At 69.5% G+C, this 16701-nt stretch carries 17 protein-coding genes; 6 read left to right on the top strand and 11 right to left on the bottom strand.

The genetic code is table 11. The features are described 5' to 3' along the window. Positions 1 to 113: 113 nt before the first annotated feature. A complete protein-coding gene (locus tag CQ042_RS07035) occupies positions 114 to 1976 on the bottom strand; it encodes a phosphoenolpyruvate carboxykinase (GTP) (RefSeq protein WP_105669760.1) in 1863 nt (620 codons plus the stop codon). A gap of 109 nt (positions 1977 to 2085) precedes the next feature. On the opposite strand from CQ042_RS07035, the gene CQ042_RS07030 reads away from it, so the two are divergent. Next, positions 2086 to 3528 carry a helix-turn-helix transcriptional regulator gene (locus tag CQ042_RS07030; protein ID WP_105669759.1) on the top strand — a complete coding sequence of 481 codons (1443 nt, stop codon included), beginning with the start codon at positions 2086 to 2088 and terminating at the stop codon, positions 3526 to 3528. A 224-nt stretch (positions 3529 to 3752) separates the two neighbouring features. Here CQ042_RS07030 and CQ042_RS20415 read toward each other — a convergent pair whose 3' ends face one another. From CQ042_RS20415 to CQ042_RS07015, 4 genes are all read right to left on the bottom strand, one after another. Then, on the bottom strand, positions 3753 to 3926 hold the full coding sequence (locus CQ042_RS20415) for a hypothetical protein (protein ID WP_181157483.1): 174 nt from the start codon (positions 3924 to 3926) through the stop codon (positions 3753 to 3755). A 6-nt stretch (positions 3927 to 3932) separates the two neighbouring features. Beyond that, on the bottom strand, positions 3933 to 4979 hold the full coding sequence (locus CQ042_RS07025; RefSeq protein WP_105669758.1) for a winged helix DNA-binding domain-containing protein: 1047 nt from the start codon (positions 4977 to 4979) through the stop codon (positions 3933 to 3935). A gap of 44 nt (positions 4980 to 5023) precedes the next feature. Then, positions 5024 to 6472 carry a glyceraldehyde-3-phosphate dehydrogenase gene (locus CQ042_RS07020; RefSeq protein ID WP_105669757.1) on the bottom strand — a complete coding sequence of 483 codons (1449 nt, stop codon included), beginning with the start codon at positions 6470 to 6472 and terminating at the stop codon, positions 5024 to 5026. A 199-nt stretch (positions 6473 to 6671) separates the two neighbouring features. Continuing rightward, complete coding sequence (locus tag CQ042_RS07015; RefSeq protein ID WP_258132114.1) at positions 6672 to 8024, bottom strand: HNH endonuclease signature motif containing protein; 1353 nt, start codon at positions 8022 to 8024, stop codon at positions 6672 to 6674. Positions 8025 to 8222: 198 nt separating this feature from the next. On the opposite strand from CQ042_RS07015, the gene CQ042_RS07010 reads away from it, so the two are divergent. From CQ042_RS07010 to CQ042_RS07000, 3 genes are all read left to right on the top strand, one after another. Next, positions 8223 to 8591: a multidrug efflux SMR transporter gene (locus tag CQ042_RS07010; protein ID WP_105669756.1), complete on the top strand. Its 369-nt coding sequence runs from the start codon at positions 8223 to 8225 to the stop codon at positions 8589 to 8591. After that, positions 8588 to 8911, top strand: a complete 324-nt coding sequence (locus tag CQ042_RS07005; protein ID WP_105669755.1) for a multidrug efflux SMR transporter — start codon at positions 8588 to 8590, stop codon at positions 8909 to 8911. The genes CQ042_RS07010 and CQ042_RS07005 overlap by 4 nt, the downstream gene beginning before the upstream one ends. A gap of 74 nt (positions 8912 to 8985) precedes the next feature. Then, positions 8986 to 9366: a DUF4259 domain-containing protein gene (locus tag CQ042_RS07000; protein WP_105669754.1), complete on the top strand. Its 381-nt coding sequence runs from the start codon at positions 8986 to 8988 to the stop codon at positions 9364 to 9366. A gap of 80 nt (positions 9367 to 9446) precedes the next feature. Here the strand turns inward: CQ042_RS07000 and CQ042_RS06995 are convergent, their stop codons facing one another. Continuing rightward, complete coding sequence (locus tag CQ042_RS06995) at positions 9447 to 10112, bottom strand: SDR family oxidoreductase (RefSeq protein ID WP_105669753.1); 666 nt, start codon at positions 10110 to 10112, stop codon at positions 9447 to 9449. A gap of 165 nt (positions 10113 to 10277) precedes the next feature. On the opposite strand from CQ042_RS06995, the gene CQ042_RS06990 reads away from it, so the two are divergent. Further along, positions 10278 to 11228, top strand: coding sequence for an IS481 family transposase (locus tag CQ042_RS06990; protein ID WP_181157487.1), 951 nt, complete (start codon positions 10278 to 10280; stop codon positions 11226 to 11228). A gap of 18 nt (positions 11229 to 11246) precedes the next feature. On the opposite strand, the gene CQ042_RS06985 is transcribed toward CQ042_RS06990, so the two are convergent. The 3 genes from CQ042_RS06985 to CQ042_RS06975 form a co-directional block, all read right to left on the bottom strand. Then, positions 11247 to 11795 carry a hypothetical protein gene (locus tag CQ042_RS06985; protein ID WP_105669752.1) on the bottom strand — a complete coding sequence of 183 codons (549 nt, stop codon included), beginning with the start codon at positions 11793 to 11795 and terminating at the stop codon, positions 11247 to 11249. Positions 11796 to 11912: 117 nt separating this feature from the next. Continuing rightward, positions 11913 to 12848, bottom strand: a complete 936-nt coding sequence (gene murQ / locus CQ042_RS06980) for an N-acetylmuramic acid 6-phosphate etherase (protein WP_105669751.1) — start codon at positions 12846 to 12848, stop codon at positions 11913 to 11915. Next, a complete protein-coding gene (locus tag CQ042_RS06975) occupies positions 12838 to 13734 on the bottom strand; it encodes an N-acetylglucosamine kinase (protein ID WP_105669750.1) in 897 nt (298 codons plus the stop codon). Before CQ042_RS06975 ends, murQ begins: the two co-directional genes overlap by 11 nt. A gap of 97 nt (positions 13735 to 13831) precedes the next feature. Here CQ042_RS06975 and CQ042_RS06970 point away from each other — a divergent pair, with 97 nt between their 5' ends. Further along, on the top strand, positions 13832 to 14689 hold the full coding sequence (locus CQ042_RS06970; protein WP_105669749.1) for a MurR/RpiR family transcriptional regulator: 858 nt from the start codon (positions 13832 to 13834) through the stop codon (positions 14687 to 14689). Positions 14690 to 14705: 16 nt separating this feature from the next. Here the strand turns inward: CQ042_RS06970 and CQ042_RS06965 are convergent, their stop codons facing one another. Further along, positions 14706 to 15428 (bottom strand): alpha/beta fold hydrolase, encoded by a 723-nt coding sequence (locus CQ042_RS06965; RefSeq protein WP_105669748.1) that lies wholly within the window; start codon positions 15426 to 15428, stop codon positions 14706 to 14708. A gap of 99 nt (positions 15429 to 15527) precedes the next feature. Continuing rightward, positions 15528 to 16700: a thiolase family protein gene (locus tag CQ042_RS06960; RefSeq protein WP_105669747.1), complete on the bottom strand. Its 1173-nt coding sequence runs from the start codon at positions 16698 to 16700 to the stop codon at positions 15528 to 15530. Position 16701 lies beyond the last annotated feature (1 nt).

Below are 16701 nucleotides of genomic sequence, written 5' to 3'. Positions count from 1 at the left end.
GACGTCTGAGACCACTCAGCCATGGGTCGGTCTCGGATGTCCCGCCTTCGCGGATCTGCGGCGCACGGGGCGCCGAGGGTGCCGGCTCCCCCGAACCGGCACCGGTCTGGGGGCTACGCCTTCGCGAGGCGGTAGCGCAGCGAGGCCAGCTCGGCGCGCAGCGCCGCCGGAACCTTGTCGCCGAACGTGTCGTAGAACTCCTCGGTCAGGTCGGCCTCGGTCTTCCACGAATCGGGATCGACGGAGAACAGCTCCTCGAGGTCGGCGGCGGGGATGTCGAGCCCGTCGAGGTTGAGGTCCTCCACGCGCGGCAGGCGTCCGATCGGGCTGTCGACCGCGGGCACGTCACCCGCGATGCGGCGGATGATCCAGTCGACGACACGCGAGTTGTCTCCGAAGCCCGGCCACAGGAACCGGCCGTCATCGCCACGGCGGAACCAGTTCACCTGGAAGATGCGCGGGGCACGGTCGAAGCGCAGGCCCCGACCGACCGTGAGCCAGTGACCGAAGTAGTCGGCCATGTTGTACCCGCAGAAGGGCAGCATCGCGAAGGGGTCACGACGCAGTTCCCCGACCGTCCCCTCCGCGGCGGCGGTGCGCTCGGACGAGATGTTCGAACCGAGGAAGACACCGTGCGTCCAGTCGGTCGCCTCGACCACGAGCGGCACGTTGCTGGCGCGGCGTCCGCCGAAGAGGATGACATCGAGCGGCACGGCCTCTTCCCAGTCCTCGGAGATCTGGGGGCACTGCGCCGCCGACACCGTGAAGCGGGAGTTGGGGTGCGCTGCCGGTCGGCCGGACTCGGGGGTCCAGTCGTTGCCCTCCCAGTCGACCAGGTGCGCGGGCGCCTCGTCGGTCAGGCCCTCCCACCACACGTCGCCGTCCGGGCGGAGCGCGACGTTGGTGAAGATCGTGTTGCCCCACAGGGTCTCGACCGCGGTGACGTTGGTCGACTCGCCGGTGCCGGGTGCGACGCCGAAGAAGCCCGCCTCGGGGTTGATCGCCCACAGACGACCGTCCTCCCCCGGGCGGATCCAGGCGATGTCGTCGCCGAGGGTCTCGACGCGCCAGCCGGGGATGGTCGGGCGCAGCATGGCGAGGTTGGTCTTGCCGCACGCCGACGGGAACGCCGCCGCCACGTGGTAGGCCTTGCCCTGCGGATCGATCACGCGGATGAGCAGCATGTGTTCGGCGAGCCAGCCCTCGTCGCGGGCGATCACCGAGGCGATGCGCAGCGCGAAGCACTTCTTCGCGAGGATCGCGTTTCCGCCGTAGCCCGAACCGTACGAGTAGACCTCGAGGGTCTCGGGGAAGTGGACGATGTACTTGTCGTCGTTGCACGGCCACTCGACGTCCTGCTCACCGGCAGCGAGGGGCGCGCCGACCGTGTGGACCGTCTTGACCCAGGGCGCGCCCTCGGCGATCTGACGCGTGACGGCGTCGCCGACGCGGGTCATGATGCCGATCGACGCGACGGCGTACGCGCTGTCGGTGACCTGGACGCCGATGTGCGACAGCGGACCGCCCACCGGACCCATCGAGAACGGCACGACGTACATCGTGCGTCCGCGCATCGAGCCCTCGAAGAGGCCGTCCATCTTCTCGCGCATCTCGGCGGGAGCCGCCCAGTTGTTCGTGGGGCCGGCGTCCTCCTCGTGCTCCGACGCGATGAAGGTGCGCCCCTCGGTGCGAGCGACGTCGCTCGGGTGCGAGCGGGCGAGGTAGGAACCGGGACGCCATTCCGGGTTGAGCTTGATGAGCTTGCCCTCGTCGACGAGGCCGTGCAGCAGCCAGTCGTTCTCGGCGCGTGAACCGTCGATCCAGTGCACGGAGTCGGGCTGAGTGAGCGCGCGGATCTCCTCGACCCATGCGGCCAGCTCGGCCATGGCGGGGGTGTCATACGTCGGAGCCGCGCCGAACGTACGCGTCGGTGCGACGGGAGACGTGCGGGGGGTGAAGACTTCGGCGATGGCCATGTCTGCTCCTTTGAAGTATGGGGCGTTGCACCTATCTTCTTCCGGTTGGAGCGCGGCTTTCGGGTACATCGGACGATAAGAACTTGAATTCTTTCGCTAGACTCAAGGAATGGCGTCCTCCGGCATCCACCTCACCACTCTCGGCCACCGCATCCGTCACCACCGGCTCGAGAACGGATACACGCTCGACGAGCTCGGCGCCCTCGTCGGCGTCGCCGGTTCCCAGCTGAGCCTGATCGAGAACGGCAAGCGCGAACCCAAGCTCTCCCTGCTGCAGGCGATCGCGCAGGCCACCAGCACCGAGGTCACCGACCTCATCTCCGGGGAGCCGCCGAACCGTCGCGCGGCGCTCGAGATCGAGCTCGAACGCGCCCAGGAGAGTCCGGTGTTCCGCCAGCTCGGCGTCGCCCCGGTGCGCGTGACGAAGGGGATGAGCGACGAGACCATCGAGTCGGTCCTCGGCCTGCACCGCGAACTGGAACGTCGCGAGAGGGAGGCCATCGCAACCCCCGAGGAGGCACGGCGCGCGAACACCGAGCTGCGGCTCCGGATGCGCGCGCAGCACAACTACCTCCCCGAGATCGAGAAGCTCGCCGAGAAGCACCTCAAGGCGGCAGGGCACGTGCAGGGCGCGCTCACACACCGCACGGTCAGCATCATGGCCGAGAAGCTCGGCTTCGAACTCATCTACGTCAACGATCTCCCGCACTCCACCCGCTCGGTCACCGACCTCGAGAACGGGCGGATCTACCTGCCGCCTGCTTCCATCCCCGGTGGCCACGGCCTGCGATCGATGGCGCTGCAGGCGATGGCGCACCGCTACCTCGGGCACACGCCGCCCACCGACTACGCCGACTTCCTCCAGCAACGCCTCGAGATCAACTACTTCGCCGCGTGCTGCCTGATGCCGGAGACCGCGGCCGTCGCATTCCTGCAGCAGGCCAAGAAGGACCGCAACCTCGCCGTCGAGGACTTCCGCGATGCGTTCGGCGTCACGCATGAGGGCGCGGGCATGCGCATGACGAACCTGCTCACCCAGCACCTCGGCATGTCGCTGCACTTCCTGCGCGTGGATTCCAACGGCGCCATCACACGCGTGTACGAGAACGACGATCTGCCCTTGCCGATGGATGTCACCGGAGCGGTGGAAGGGCAGCGGGTGTGCCGGAAGTTCCAGGCGCGGGCGGCTTTCACGCAACAGAACCGCACCACCGAGCATCACCAGTACACCGACACCCCCTCGGGGACGTTCTGGTGTTCGACGCAGACCGGATCGTCGAGCGACGGGGAGTTCTCGATCACCGTCGGTGTGCCGTTCGACGACGCGCGCTGGTGGCGCGGTCGCGAGACGAATGACCGTGCCGTGTCGACCTGTCCCGACGAGTCCTGCTGCCGCCGCCCCTCGGCCGAACTCACCGAGCGCTGGAACGGTCGCGCCTGGCCGAGTGCCCGCGTGCACACGCACATGTTCTCGCCGCTCCCCCGCGGCGCGTTCCCCGGCGTCGACGACAACGAGGTGTACAACTTCCTCGGACGTCACGCGAGCGAGTAGCCCGTCCGGCGCACGGCGTAGAGCATCGACCGGTCGCGGAGCGTGCGCTGACCGTGCGCGGTCACCCCACGACGTGACCGCGAACGACAAACGTTGACGGCCCCGTGAACTGCCACCACGGGTGCCGGGAACAGCGACCGCGGAGTGCCTGTGCACGGCGACCGTCGGTGTGACCACTCACCCCGGCCCACTTCGGGGGCCGACACGCCAGATGTCGGATGCCGTCAGCCGATGCGTCCGACATCTGGCGTGTCGGCGGGCACCTTGGGTGCGCGACGGGGGCGGCACCACGCAGGCGACACGAGCACGAGCACGAGTCCGAGCACGAGCCCGAGTCCGAGCCACAGCTGGGGCGGCACCGGTCGGCGGCGCGGACGAGTGAGAACACGGGTCCGCACGGGGCGTCAGTCGCCGAGGAAACGGGCGAAGCGGGTGAGGGCGGCATCCACTGCAGGGGGCTCGCCGGGGGCGACGAACAGCTCGGGCGGCGTGTGACGGGTGGCACTCGCATGCGACCAGGTGCCGATCACGCTCCCGTGCTCGACGAGCGTCGCACGGACCATCCCGTTCTTGCCGGGGCCGACGGCCGCCAGGTGTTCCGGGGCGCAGACCGTGGTGCGATCGGCGTAGGAGATGTAGTACTCGTCGAAGGCGCCGAGGGCGTGGACGGATGCCGCACCCGCCGCCCTGCGCGGGTGCTGGAGGGCGACGAACGTCCCCTCGTCGACCTGCTGGACACGTCCTGCCGCGCGCTCGACCGCCTCGCGTGCCTGACCGAGTGTCAGCCCGGACCACCAGGCGAAGTCGGCGACGCCCGCGGGGCCATGACCGTCGATGTAGCGGACGAAGAGCTCCGCGAGCGGGTCGGCGGGATAGGCGTGCTCGCGGATGTGGTCTTCGACGAGGACGAACCGCTGCTCCCGTGCGACGCCCGCCCGCGGAACCACGGGCCCCTGACAGATGAGTCCGTCGATCGTGAGGGTGAACAGCAGGTGGATGCCGCGCTGGCCCGTCGGATCGACGCCGATGCCTTCGAGGATCTCGAACACCTCGGCTCGTGTGCGTCCGCCGTCGCGCAATGCGGGTGTCAGGGCCCGCACAGTCGCGGCGATCATGTCGTCGTCGATGCCGAGATCGCGGTGCCGGGATGCCGCCTGCTGACGCTGTCGCCCGGCGGTGACCTGCAGCACCCAGCCGAGGTCTCGCGCCGGGATCGTATGCAGCGTCCCTCGCATGGTCCAGCCGCGCACGAGCTCGCCGCGGTCGAACGCACGGTCGACCGCGGGCAGCCCGACGGGGTCCTTGCTGCGGACCGCGAGCGCCCACCGTCCGGCCGTGAAGTCCTGGCTCTGCACGGCGAGCATGTGGCGTGCGGCATCCGCCACGGTGCGCGTCGGCGCGGTGAGGCGGTGCGATCGGAGGCGCTCGGCGCGCAGGGTCGCGGTGTTCATGACCTCATCATGCCGGGCGCCACCGACGCGGCGCATCAGGGAGCTCAGCCCTGCAGAGTCACCTCGGGGCGCTCGGGGAGCACGATCGGGTGGGATCCGGCCATGACCTCGAGCACACGGATCACCTGGCACGAGTAGCCGAACTCGTTGTCGTACCAGACGTACAGGATGAGGGTGTCGTCGTCGGCGATCGTGGCGAGCCCGTCGACGATGCCGGCGCGGTGGGATCCGACGAAGTCGGTCGAGACGACGTCGGGACTCTCGACGTAATCGATCTGCTGGCGGAGCTTGGAGTGCAGCGAGACACGGCGCAGGTAGTCGTTCACCTGGTCCTTGGTCGCGGGCCGCGCGATGGTCAGGTGCAGCACCGCGAGCGAGACATCGGGCGTGGGAACGCGGATCGAGCTGCCGGTGAGCTTGCCCTCGAGCTGCGGGAGCGCCTTGGCGACGGCCTTCGCTGCCCCCGTCTCGGTGATGACCATGTTGAGCACGGCCGAGCGTCCCCGTCGGTCGCCCTTGTGGAAGTTGTCGATCAGGTTCTGGTCGTTCGTGAACGAGTGCACGGTCTCGACGTGCCCCTTGACGACGCCGTACGCCTCGTCGATGGCGGCGAGCACCGGCGTGATCGCGTTCGTCGTGCAGGAGGCGGCCGAGAGGATGCGGTCGGTGTCGGCGATCGTGTGGTCGTTGATGCCGTGGACGATGTTCTTGAGCGGGCTCTTCCCCGGGGCGGTGAGCAGTACGCGGGCGACGCCCTTCGAGCGCAGGTGCTGCGAGAGACCGGCCTCGTCACGCCAGCGTCCGGTGTTGTCGACGACGATGGCGTTGTCGATCCCGTGGGCGGTGTAGTCGATGGATGCCGGGTCGTCGGAGTAGATCACCTGGATGCGAGTGCCGTTCGCGATGATCTGCTCGGCCTCTTCGTCGACGGTGACGGAGCCGGCGAAACGGCCGTGCACGGAATCGCGCAGGAGCAGGGATGCGCGCTTCACGAGGTCGTTGTCGGCGCCACGGCGGACGACGATCGCGCGCAGTCGGAGTCCGCTGCCACCGCCGGTGTGGGCGATGAGGATGCGGGCGAGCAGGCGTCCGATGCGTCCGAAGCCGTAGAGCACGACGTCGGTGGGTTCGGCGGCGACGGCTCCCATCGCGGGGGCGAGGACCTCGGCGAGGTAGGTCTCGAGGGTCTGGCCGCTCTCGGCATGCCCGGCGACGAGTCGGGCGACGTCGAGGGAGGAAGCGCCCGGGGCGAGCGCGTGGATCGCTTCCAGCACCGCGAGGCTGTCGGCCACGGGGAGGCGTTCGTGTCCGAGCTGGGCCACGCGCTCGTGCACCTCGACCAGTCCGGTCGCCGACAGCCCGAGCAGCCGGTGGCCGTGGAGGGAAGTGACCACGTCGTGCTCGCGTCGGAGCGCCCCGATGAGCGGGATCATCCGCTCTGCCAGCTCTTCGCTCTCGGTCCAGTCGTCGCGGTGTGCCGCGGAATCGTTCATCTGCGTCCTTGCATGTGTGAGCGCACGCCGAGATCGCCGGCGCGCGAGTTGCCGGGTGAATCGGGGGATGCATCCAGCGTACAAGCCGCGGGAACACGCGCCGAATCCGGACGTCGAGAATCCTCGATCGGATCATCACGCTGCGGTCCCGTCACGCTGCGGTCCCGTCGGGCTGCGGTCTCGTCAGGCTGCGGTCTCGTCAAGCTGCGATGTCGAAGCGCGCGCGACCGCCGAGCCTCGGGGTTCGTGCAGGGTCGACGTATGGCGGCGGTATGAACCACACGTGGGCCCCGCTTCCGCTCCCGCTCCCGCCAGCCTCGATGCGGATCTCCCATCCGCTGTCGTGGATGCGATGGTGGCACGTCTCGCACAGCAGCACCCCGTTGGAGAGATCCGTCGGACCCCGATCGCGTTTCCACCACCGGATGTGATGCGCTTTCGTCATTTCGGGCGGCAACCCGCACATCGCGCATCCCCCATCCCGTTCCACCAGGGCGAGGCGCTGCGCCCGGGTGAACAACCGCTTCTCGCGCCCCCAATCGAGGACTTCACTGTCCCCACCCAGCACACACGGGATCACCCCGCCTCCGGCGGCCATCCGCCGAGCCGCCGAGATGCTCACCGGCTGGTCCAATCCATCGATCGTCGCCGACCCCGCGCCGGCCTCCAGATCGTCGAGGTCCATCCGCACGATCACCGTCGCGCCGGCGACCGGAACCCGCCGTTCGCACCCGAGCACGTGCGCGCAGAACACGGCGAGAGCGTCGGCCTGGATCATCGGCACCGTCCGCCGATCCGCATCCGGAGCATCCGCGTCGGGAGTGTCTTCGCGCGCGGCGAACGCCGCCGTCACGAACCCCCGGATCGCCGTCACCACCGGAGCCGCGGTCTCGACATCGAGTACCGCGTTCAGGTGCACCATCCCGTCCCGCTCGAACAGCGAAAGCGCACGCTTGCTGCGGCGTTCTTCTTCCTGAGGCTTCAGGCCATCAGGGTCGAGCCACGCCTCCACCCGGACCACGAGCTTGCGCACGTCATCGAGCGCCAGCCCTGCGGCCTTCTCCGCCAGCATCCGCTCCCCTTCGGCGATGCGCTCCGCCCCGGCGGCGATGCGGCACCGATCGAGTGCGGCGATGATCATCGCCGCAGCGGGGGCGCCGAGCGCACCCGATTCGAGCGCCTCACTCACCGACGGGTATTTGGCCGGAAGCGGAGTGCCCAGGAGATCGCTGCGCGGAGCAGTGGCCTCACCCACCTTGACCAGGCGCGAGGCATCGCCCATGGACACACCCGTCGCCGCCGCGATCAAGGTCGCCGGGTTACGGAAGCCCTGCTGCTTGGCCAGGCTCTCGGCCCCGAGCTCGGGGCGGGACTCGCGAGAGATGCACGCCGCCACCGAGACATGCACCGCATCGAGCCGACGCCGCAGCACTCCGATCGACTCGCTCACCGCGATCAGCTGCTCCCTCGACAGCTCTGCGGAGTCGTCGGCTTCTGCCCACACCTCATCGAGGCGGGACATCGCCTCGTGCAACGCGGTGAGTTTGGACATGCTCGATTTTACCGCGGACTCGTCAGAGATTCGAATCTTCGTTCGATTCAATGCCGGGATATCAGCAGCGCGTCCGCGCCCTTCCCCTGCCTCCGGAACCCGCGTGCGCGAGAGCATCACGACACTCGACTGCCACCGAGGGAATCACCCGCTCATCCCTCGCGTTCTCCCCCTCGGACCCTCCACGAAAGGCCCCCGATGACAGATCGCCCTCGCCGTTCGGCCTGGCCACCCCTGTTGGTCGCGATCGCGTTGGAGGTCACCGCGACCCTCTCGCTGCGCGCCGCCGAAGGGTTCACGCATCCGCTCTGGCTGGTCGTCGTGGCGATCGGCTACTCCGGCTCGCTGTGGCTGCTGTCGGTCGTGCTCGATCGCGGCATGCCGGTGGGCGTGGCGTACGGCATCTGGTCGGCGATCGGCGTCGTGCTGACCGCGATGCTCGGCACCGTTCTGTTCGACGAGCTGCTGGGACCCGTGCAGATCGTCGGCGTCGGCGTGATCGTGGTCGGTGTGCTGCTGGTCGAGCTCGGCTCGCACCAGCGGGAGGCGAAGGAGGTCGCGTCGTGACGTGGCTGCTCCTCTCCCTCGCGATCGCGAGCGAAGTCACCGCGACGCTGAGCCTGCGCGCATCCGAGGGACTGCGCCGCCGCCGCTGGATCCCCGTGATCGCCGTCGGCTACCTCGCTGCGTTCACGCTGCTCGGCACGATCCTGGCGCTGGGGATGCCCGTGGGCGTCGCCTACGGCATCTGGGCCGCCGCCGGCGTCGCCCTGACAGCCGTGCTGGGAAGGGTGATCTTCAAAGACCATTTCTCGGCGATGATGGCCCTCGGCGTCGCGCTCATCGCCGTCGGGGTCGGAATGATCGAGTTCGGCGGTGTCCACTGACGCCGAAGCCGGCGACGTCGCCGCTGCATGGTTCACTGGTTCCCGAACGGCAACCGACAGAGGGAAGGCGCACCATGGGTACGTGGGGTCCGGGAAATTTCGACGACGACACCGTCGCCGACGGGCTGAGCGAGATCACCGACGATCTCACCGCGAAGATCGCCGAGTCGTTCGCCGATGAGGACGACGACACCGAGCTGCAGCCCGACGAATGGGGCGGCAGCATGGTGCCGGCGTGGCTGGAGATCCTCACCGACATCGGATCGGCGGGCCGCGTAGGTGCGACGTTCCCGCCGAGCGCCACACTCGAAGCATGGCGGGACCGCTACGTCCGCGTCTGGGACGGTTACATCGACGAGCTCGAGCCCGATGAGGACTACCGGAAGGATCGACGCCAGGTCATCGTGTCGACCTTCGACCGCGCCGTCGCCCTCGCGCACGAGCGCGAGCAGTAGGCAGGGCGCCGCGTCGACAACCTCAGAACTCGTCGAGAACCTCAGAAGCTCGTCGACAACCTCAGCATGTCGTGACGAATTCAGTATCGCGCCGAGAACGCGCCGTCGGACTTCAGCAGCTGCCCCGAGATCCAGCGGCCTTCGTCCGACACGAGGAATTCCACCACGGCCGCCACATCGCGAGGTTGCCCGAGCCGACCGAGCGGGGTCATACCAGTCAGCCCTGTACGCGTCTCATCATCCATCCATCCGGTGTCGACCGGTCCGGGGTTCAGCACGTTCGCCGAGATCCCCCGAGGGCCGAGTTCGCGCGCGGCAGAGATGACGAGCCGGTCGAGCGCGCCCTTCGATGCGCCGTACGGGAGGTTGCCGGTCACGTGGTCGCTGGTGAGCGCCAGGATCACTCCCCCGTCGTCGCCGGCCTGCCGCGCGAACGCCGCGATCAGCAGCAGACTCGCCCGTGCGTTCACGGCGACGTGCCGGTCGAAGCTCTCGGCCGTGGTGTCGAGGATCCCCGATTCCACGTCGTGCGCGTGGCTCAGGATGAGCGCCGAGATCGGACCGTGCGCGGCGTTCACCTCGGCGATCAGCACCTCGGGGCCTTCGTGCGTCGAGAGGTCGGCGGGGTGGTCGGCGTCTTGCAGGTCGCTGGTGACGACGGTCCAGCCGGCGGCGCGCAGCCGGGGGACGATGCCGGCGGCGATGCTGTTGGCACGGGCGGCGCCGGTGATCAGAGCGAGGGGCATGCCGCCACGCTAGCTGTACTGCCCAGGGACGTTGGTTGATCTGTGACGACTCGCTGTAGTCGTTCGGGCGTGAGAAGGACCTCCGGTCGAGAGTGGAGCTGTTCAGGTTCCGTCTCGTCGACCAGGAGGTCCTCGTGTCCCACGCTAATGCTGCTCTGACTCCGAATCGGGAAACTCGTCGTTGACGATGGTTGGCCGGTCGCGCACGCGGCTGTGTTCTTCCACGTCGCGTGGCCGACCGCGAAGCGGTGGGCCGATCGGTATGCCGCGATGGGCGATGCAGGGATGCAGGATAGGTCGTCGCGACCGTATCGGTCGCCGAACCGCACGCCGCAGAATGTGGTGCGGCGGATCGTGCATTTGCGGTGGAAGAAGCGACTCGGTCCGGTCGCGATCGGTGGGATGCTGCAGATTCCCGCCTCGACCGTCCACGCGGTCCTGGTCCGCTGCCGGTTGCACAGGTTGCGGCACGTCGATGTCCGCACGGGTGAACCGATCCGTCGCTACGAGCATGCGTATCCGGGGTCGATGATCCACGTCGATGTGAAGAAGCTGGGCAACATCCCAGATGGCGGCGGCTGGCGGATGGTCGGCAAGCAGCAGGGAGACCGGAACAGAGCAGCGACGCCAGGGAAAGAACGCAGCCGCACGCATCGCGGGGTCTTGATGCGACACGCGTTCGTTCACACCGTCATCGACGACAACTCCCGCGTCGCCTACGCGGAGGTCCACGACGACGAGAAAGCCGCGACCGCGATCGACGTGCTCCGCCGCGCAACGTCCTGGTTCGCGGCGCGCGGCGTCACCGTCGAGCGCGTCCTCTCCGACAACGGGTCGGCCTACAAATCACACGCCTGGAGAGACGCATGCGCCGAGCTCGGCATCCGCCCGAAACGGACCCGCCCCTACCGGCCGCAGACGAACGGGAAGATCGAACGCTTCCACCGCACCCTCGCCGACGGATGGGCATTCAGCCGGCACTACAACTCCGAATCAGCCCGCCGAAACGCGCTCCCCGCATGGCTGCATCACTACAATCACCACAGGCCCCACACCGCCATCGGCAAGGTCCCACCCATCACCCGGTTAACCAACCTCCCCGGGCAGTACAGCTAGCGGAACCCGGCCCCCGCATCAGGTCGCGAGACACATCACGGCGGCACCGGCAGCCAGCGCCCACGACTCGACGGCGATGAGGCGTGCAGTACGCCCGTGATGGATCGGTTCGACGATCCAGTCGGCGACGACCGTCCACAGCACCACGCCGATCACTCCGGCGACGATCAGCACCGACAGCAGGCCCGAGAGGCCGCCGTGACCTCCGTGCACTCCCGTGCTCGCCTCCGCGGCCACACCCGTCGCCGCACCCGTCGCCGCGCCCTCGAACGAGCAGACGGCCAGGAGCACTGCGATGAGCGCACGACGGAAGCACTCGCCGGCTGCCGGCGTTCCGCGCACCCCGACCGTGCCGAGCATGGCGGAGAGCAGCAGTACGGCCCCGAGCACCAATCCGACCATGGCGACGTCACCCACGAGCGCGGTCGCGACCATCGCCGCCGCCATGATCATCACCGCCTGCCTGCCCTGCCACGGCACAGAGCGTCCTGCGATCAGCGAGGCCACGACCGCGACGACCGCAGCGCCGACGAGCAGCCAGGGCGCTGCCGGCACGAGATCATCCACACCCGAATCCTATTGACGCCGGAGCGCCGCAGGGCCGCAGGGCCGCAGTGCCGCGGCATCCGGATTTCCCGCGAGCGCGGCGATCAGGCGAGGGGTGAGATCAGGGGGATGCAGAGATCAGGCGAGCGCGGCGATCGCGTCGCGGAGGATGCCGTCGGCGTCGTCGAGCGCGCTGGCCGCCGCCTGCGGCGATGCGTCGACGGCGAGCATCAGCAACGCGAGCTTGACCGAACCCTCGGCCGCCTGCAGCGCGGTCGCCGCCTGGTCGACGTCGACACCGGCGAGCTGCGAGACCGTGCGGATCGAGCGCGCATGGAGCTTCTCGTTCGTGGCGAGCAGATCGACCATCACACCGCGATACGTCTTGCCGAGGTTGATCATCGACAGGGTCGTCAGCATGTTCACGACGAGCTTCTGCGCGGTGCCGGACTTGAGCCGCGTGGATCCCGAGATGAACTCCGGTCCGGTGACGACCTCGATCGCGATCTCTGCCGCCGCGCCGATGTCGGAGGCGGAGTTCGACGCGATCGCCACGGTGAGCGCACCGACGCTGCGTGCATACGTCAGCCCTCCCACGACGTACGGCGTGCGGCCGGATGCGGAGATGCCGACCACCGTGTCGTCTGCGGTCAATCCGAGTTCGCGCAGCGATGCCTCCGCCGCCTCATCGTCGTCCTCCGCGTTCTCCACTGCGGAGCGGATCGCCGTCTCGCCGCCGGCGATCAGACCGACCACCATCGACGGATCGGTGCCGAACGTGGGCGGGCATTCGCTGGCATCGAGCACTCCGATGCGGCCCGCGGTGCCGGCGCCGATGTAGATGAGGCGACCGCCGGCACGGAACCGCGCGGTGATGCCGTCGACGGCGGCGGCGATCTCCCCGGCGCGCTCGGCGACCGCCTCGGGCACTCGACGGTCCTCGGCGTTCATCCGTCGCACGAGCTCGGCCGTGCCGAGCAGGTCGAGGTCGCCGCGCTCCGTCGTCGACGCTTCGGTGTCGAGGCGCTCGAGCACGGAGAGGAGGGCGGACAGGCGGGAGTCGTCATTCGGCACGGTGGACGAACCTTTCGTGGGGGAGGTCGGTGCGGCGTGCGAGCAGCAGCGCGCCGTCGAAGGCGTCGCCGTGCGCGGGAGCGACCCGACGCCCGGCGTTCCGCAGCGCGGAGGTCAAGGACGCGCGGAACCACGCGTGGCCGGTGAGACCGCCGTGGAGCACGACGTCGGTGGTGCGTGCGGAAGCGGCGACGGCGGTCCCCGCGAGCAGCTCGATACCCTCGGTCACGATCTCGCCGGCGACGGCATCGCCCGCCTCCGCGGCATCGAGCACGAGGGGCGCGAGCGTCGCGAGGCGTCGTGCGAGCGGTCCGCTCCGAGCGAGCCACGCCTGGATGTCGGATGGTGCCCCCACAGGCTCCACGATCGCGGCGGTGAGAGCGGTGCGCGCAGCCCGACCGTCATCCGCTCGCAGCACGGCTCGCAGCGCCTCACGCCCGAGCCACGAACCGCTGCCGAAGTCGCCGAGCTCGGGACCCCAACCGTCGAGGAGCCGCGCGCCGTCGGCGTCGATGCCGAGCGCTGCGGCGCCGGTTCCCGCGATCAGGAGCACGCCCTCCGCACCGTCGAGGGCACCGGCGTGCGCGGTCACGACATCCGAGGCGACGGCGACCCTGGCGCCGGTCGCGCTCGCGAGTCGCGACGCCAGCTCCTGCGCCTCTTCGGGGGCGAGCCATGCGCCGGCGGCGCCGACGCCGATCAGGTCGAGAGGAGCGTCGGCGGCGAGGAGCGGCAGGATGGAGCCGAGGGCAGCGGCGACACCGCCGGCAGCGGCGAGACCCGGCGCCCCGGCGTCTGCGCGCTCGATGCGAGTGCCGTCGCCGGCGAGGACGACCCGACACCGGGACTTGCCCAGATCGACGGATGCGGTGATGTGCGCGCTCATCGGATCTCCTCGTGATCGGTCGGAAAAGGTAGCGAAAAGAGACTACATGCGAAGTAGACTCTCCGAAAAGAATTTACACCGAACGCGCGGAGGAACGATGAGCATCCAGTCGACGATCGAGGCCACCGCGTCGACCCTGCCACCCTCCCTCTCCCGCATCGCGAACATGGTCCGCGAGAACCCCTCCATCGTGATCGACATGACGATAAACGAGCTGGCGCAGGAATGCCGCACCTCGGTCGCCTCCGTCGTCCGCTTCTGCCGCGCGATCGGCTTCAGCGGCTACGCCCCGCTGCGGATGGCACTGGCGACCGAGCTCGGCAAGGAATCCGCGCAGTTCTCCGCTCGTGGCGCCTTCGGATCGGAGATCTCCGACGAGGACACCCTCCAGGAGGCCGTGTCGAAGCTCGCCGCCCTCGAGCTGCTCGCGATCGAGGAGACCGTCGCCCGACTCGATCTCGGCGTGCTCGAAGCCGCGATCGACGCGATCGACACCGCCGACCGCATCCTCCTCTACGGCATCGGCGCGAGCCAGTTCGTGGCGCAGGACCTGGCCCACAAGCTGCTCCGCGTCGGCCGCAACGCCCATCTGCTCGCCGACCCGCACGAGGCGATCGCCGCGACCGTGCTGCGAACCGCCCAGACCGTCGCGATCGGCTTCTCGCATGCCGGGTCCACCGTCGAGACCGTGCGCTTCCTCGAGACGGCGCGCGCCAACGGCGCAGCGACCATCGCGGTCACCTCGGCGAAGGACTCCCCCCTCTCCCACGCGGCGGACCACGCCCTGTTCACCGAGGTACGGGAATCCGCGTTCCGTGCCGGAGCCATGGTGAGCCGCATCGCGCAGCTCGCCCTCGTCGACTGCCTGTTCGTCGGCGTCGCGAAACGACGGTTCGCCGAGACGGTCGACGCCCTGGAGCGCACCCACGTCGCCATGCGCGCCCTGCGCGACTGAACACGGCGCGGACGGGTCAGGCCCGGTCGCCGAACAACTCCGGCAGGGATGCCGTGAACTCCCGGAAGTGGCTGTACCAGACGGTGTGGGCCGCGCCCGGGATGCTGCGGACCGAGACACCCCCTTCCTCGAACCGTCGGACATCGGCCTCACCGACCCACGCGCTCGGATCCGCCCGGATCACGATCGACCCCGGCGCCGCTTCCCACGAGGCGTCGACACCGCAGGAGAGGGAGGCGGAGGTGGCGGGGTCGAAGCGCTCCGCGGCCCTCGCCTCCACCGCGGCATCCGTCTCCGAGTAGAACGGGCGACTCCGGCGCAGCGACTCCGCGGACATCCGCACGAGACGGTCCCGCGTGTAGTCGTCGATGAGGGCCGCGCGGTCGCCACCTCCGGCGAGTGCCAGCGCGGCGTCGACATACACCGCGAGCTCCGGTCCGAGCTGCGGGACGGCCTCGGCGAGCACCGTCGCACCATAGGAGTGCCCGACGGCATCGATCGGCGCATCCGGCGCGAGACTCCGCACGGTCGCCACGACGGCGGCGGCGGCGCGCTCGATCGTGAGCTCCGGGTCGCGCGGAGAGAGGCCGTGACCGGGGAGATCGAGGGCGAGCACGCGGTACCCGCGCTCCATGAGCGGTGGGACGACGCGCCACCAGCTCTCCGCCGATCCCATCAGGCCGTGGAGCAGCACGGCGGTGCGCGGGCCCTCGCCCCTGTCGATCGCGTGGAGAAGCATCCGCTCAGTCAACCAGGCGCTGCGGTCTCGAACGACGCCGGGGGCGCCTCGACATGGCGGGCCCGGGGATCGCCCGCAGACGTCCTCGTCGCATCCGAATCAGCGCCGTTCCAAGACGACGGCCAGCCCCTGTCCGACCCCGATGCAGATGGCCACGACCGCGACGCCGCGGCCACGTCGCGCGAGTTCGTGCGCGGCGCGACCGATGATCCGCCCGCCCGAGGCGCCGAGCGGGTGTCCGATCGCGAGAGCGCCGCCATGAATGTTCAGCTTCGCCGGGTCGAGGTCGGGCCACCCTCGCAGGCAGGCCAGGCTCTGCGAGGCGAACGCCTCGTTGAGCTCGACGAAGTCGACGTCGTCCCAGGTCATCCCCGCCCGGGCGAGCGCCGTGTTCGCTGCCTCGATCGGAGCGATCGGGAATTGATCGGGATCGACGCCATGAGATGCCCGGGAGACGATCCGCGCCAGCGGGTCGCCGGGCAGTGCGCCTTCCGCGGCGACGAGGACCGCCGAGGCGCCGTCGTTGATCGGCGACGAGTTCCCCGCGGTGACGGTGCCGCCATCGGCGAAGAGTGCCCGCAGCCCTCCCAGCTTCTCCCCCGACGTGTCGGGACGGATGGATTCGTCCCGACCGAGTTCGCAGCCGGGCACCGGGACGGTCTCGGCGTCGAAGACGCCTGCTGCCCACGCCTCTGCGGCGAGGCGATGCGAGCGGACGGCGAAGGCATCCTGCTCCTCGCGCGAGATCAGCCACTCTCCGGCGATCTTCTCCGCTGCTTCCCCGTTGCTGATCGTCCAGGCTCCCGGAAGAGCCGGGTTCACCATGCGCCAGCCGATCGAGGTGTTCCACAGCGTGGGGTTGCCGGAGGCCGGCCAGGATCGCGCCGACTTCTCCAGCACGAACGGCGCGCGACTCATCGACTCGACACCGCCCGCGAGGACGATGCGGGCGTCGCCGGCCTCGACCGCCCTGGATGCCTGGATCACCGCCTCGAGCGACGAGGCGCACAGGCGGTTCACGGTCACCCCGGTGACGGTGGTCGGGAACCCGGCGAGCAGGGCGCCGAAGCGCGCGACGTTGCGATTGTCCTCACCTGCCTGATTCGCGTCGCCGAACACGACATCGTCGATGCGTGCGGGATCCAGGTCAGCCCGCTCCACCATCGACTTCATCACCAGGGCGGCAAGGTCGTCGGGGCGCACGCCGGCCAAAGCACCACCGGCTCGCCCGAAGGGCGTCCGGACGGCATCGTAGACGAAGGAAGCGGGCATG

The sequence above is a fragment of the Microbacterium sp. MYb62 genome, assembly GCF_002979475.1.
Taxonomy (GTDB): Bacteria; Actinomycetota; Actinomycetes; order Actinomycetales; family Microbacteriaceae; genus Microbacterium.
Note: the sequence above shows the minus strand (reverse complement) of the source record. Positions and strands in the feature narration are given on the sequence as shown.

What these genes read in the sequence shown, in the direction of transcription:
- CQ042_RS07020 (WP_105669757.1), bottom strand. Translation starts at nt 6,472, where the DNA reads ATGAACGATTCCGCGGCACACCGCGACGACTGGACCGAGAGCGAAGAG.
- CQ042_RS06960 (WP_105669747.1), bottom strand. Translation starts at nt 16,700, where the DNA reads ATGCCCGCTTCCTTCGTCTACGATGCCGTCCGGACGCCCTTCGGGCGA.
- CQ042_RS07010 (WP_105669756.1), top strand. Translation starts at nt 8,223, where the DNA reads ATGACAGATCGCCCTCGCCGTTCGGCCTGGCCACCCCTGTTGGTCGCG.
- CQ042_RS07030 (WP_105669759.1), top strand. Translation starts at nt 2,086, where the DNA reads ATGGCGTCCTCCGGCATCCACCTCACCACTCTCGGCCACCGCATCCGT.
- CQ042_RS07035 (WP_105669760.1), bottom strand. Translation starts at nt 1,976, where the DNA reads ATGGCCATCGCCGAAGTCTTCACCCCCCGCACGTCTCCCGTCGCACCG.
- CQ042_RS06995 (WP_105669753.1), bottom strand. Translation starts at nt 10,112, where the DNA reads ATGCCCCTCGCTCTGATCACCGGCGCCGCCCGTGCCAACAGCATCGCC.
- CQ042_RS07000 (WP_105669754.1), top strand. Translation starts at nt 8,986, where the DNA reads ATGGGTACGTGGGGTCCGGGAAATTTCGACGACGACACCGTCGCCGAC.
- CQ042_RS06965 (WP_105669748.1), bottom strand. Translation starts at nt 15,428, where the DNA reads ATGCTTCTCCACGCGATCGACAGGGGCGAGGGCCCGCGCACCGCCGTG.
- CQ042_RS07025 (WP_105669758.1), bottom strand. Translation starts at nt 4,979, where the DNA reads ATGAACACCGCGACCCTGCGCGCCGAGCGCCTCCGATCGCACCGCCTC.
- CQ042_RS06975 (WP_105669750.1), bottom strand. Translation starts at nt 13,734, where the DNA reads ATGAGCGCGCACATCACCGCATCCGTCGATCTGGGCAAGTCCCGGTGT.
- CQ042_RS06970 (WP_105669749.1), top strand. Translation starts at nt 13,832, where the DNA reads ATGAGCATCCAGTCGACGATCGAGGCCACCGCGTCGACCCTGCCACCC.
- CQ042_RS07015 (WP_258132114.1), bottom strand. Translation starts at nt 8,024, where the DNA reads ATGTCCAAACTCACCGCGTTGCACGAGGCGATGTCCCGCCTCGATGAG.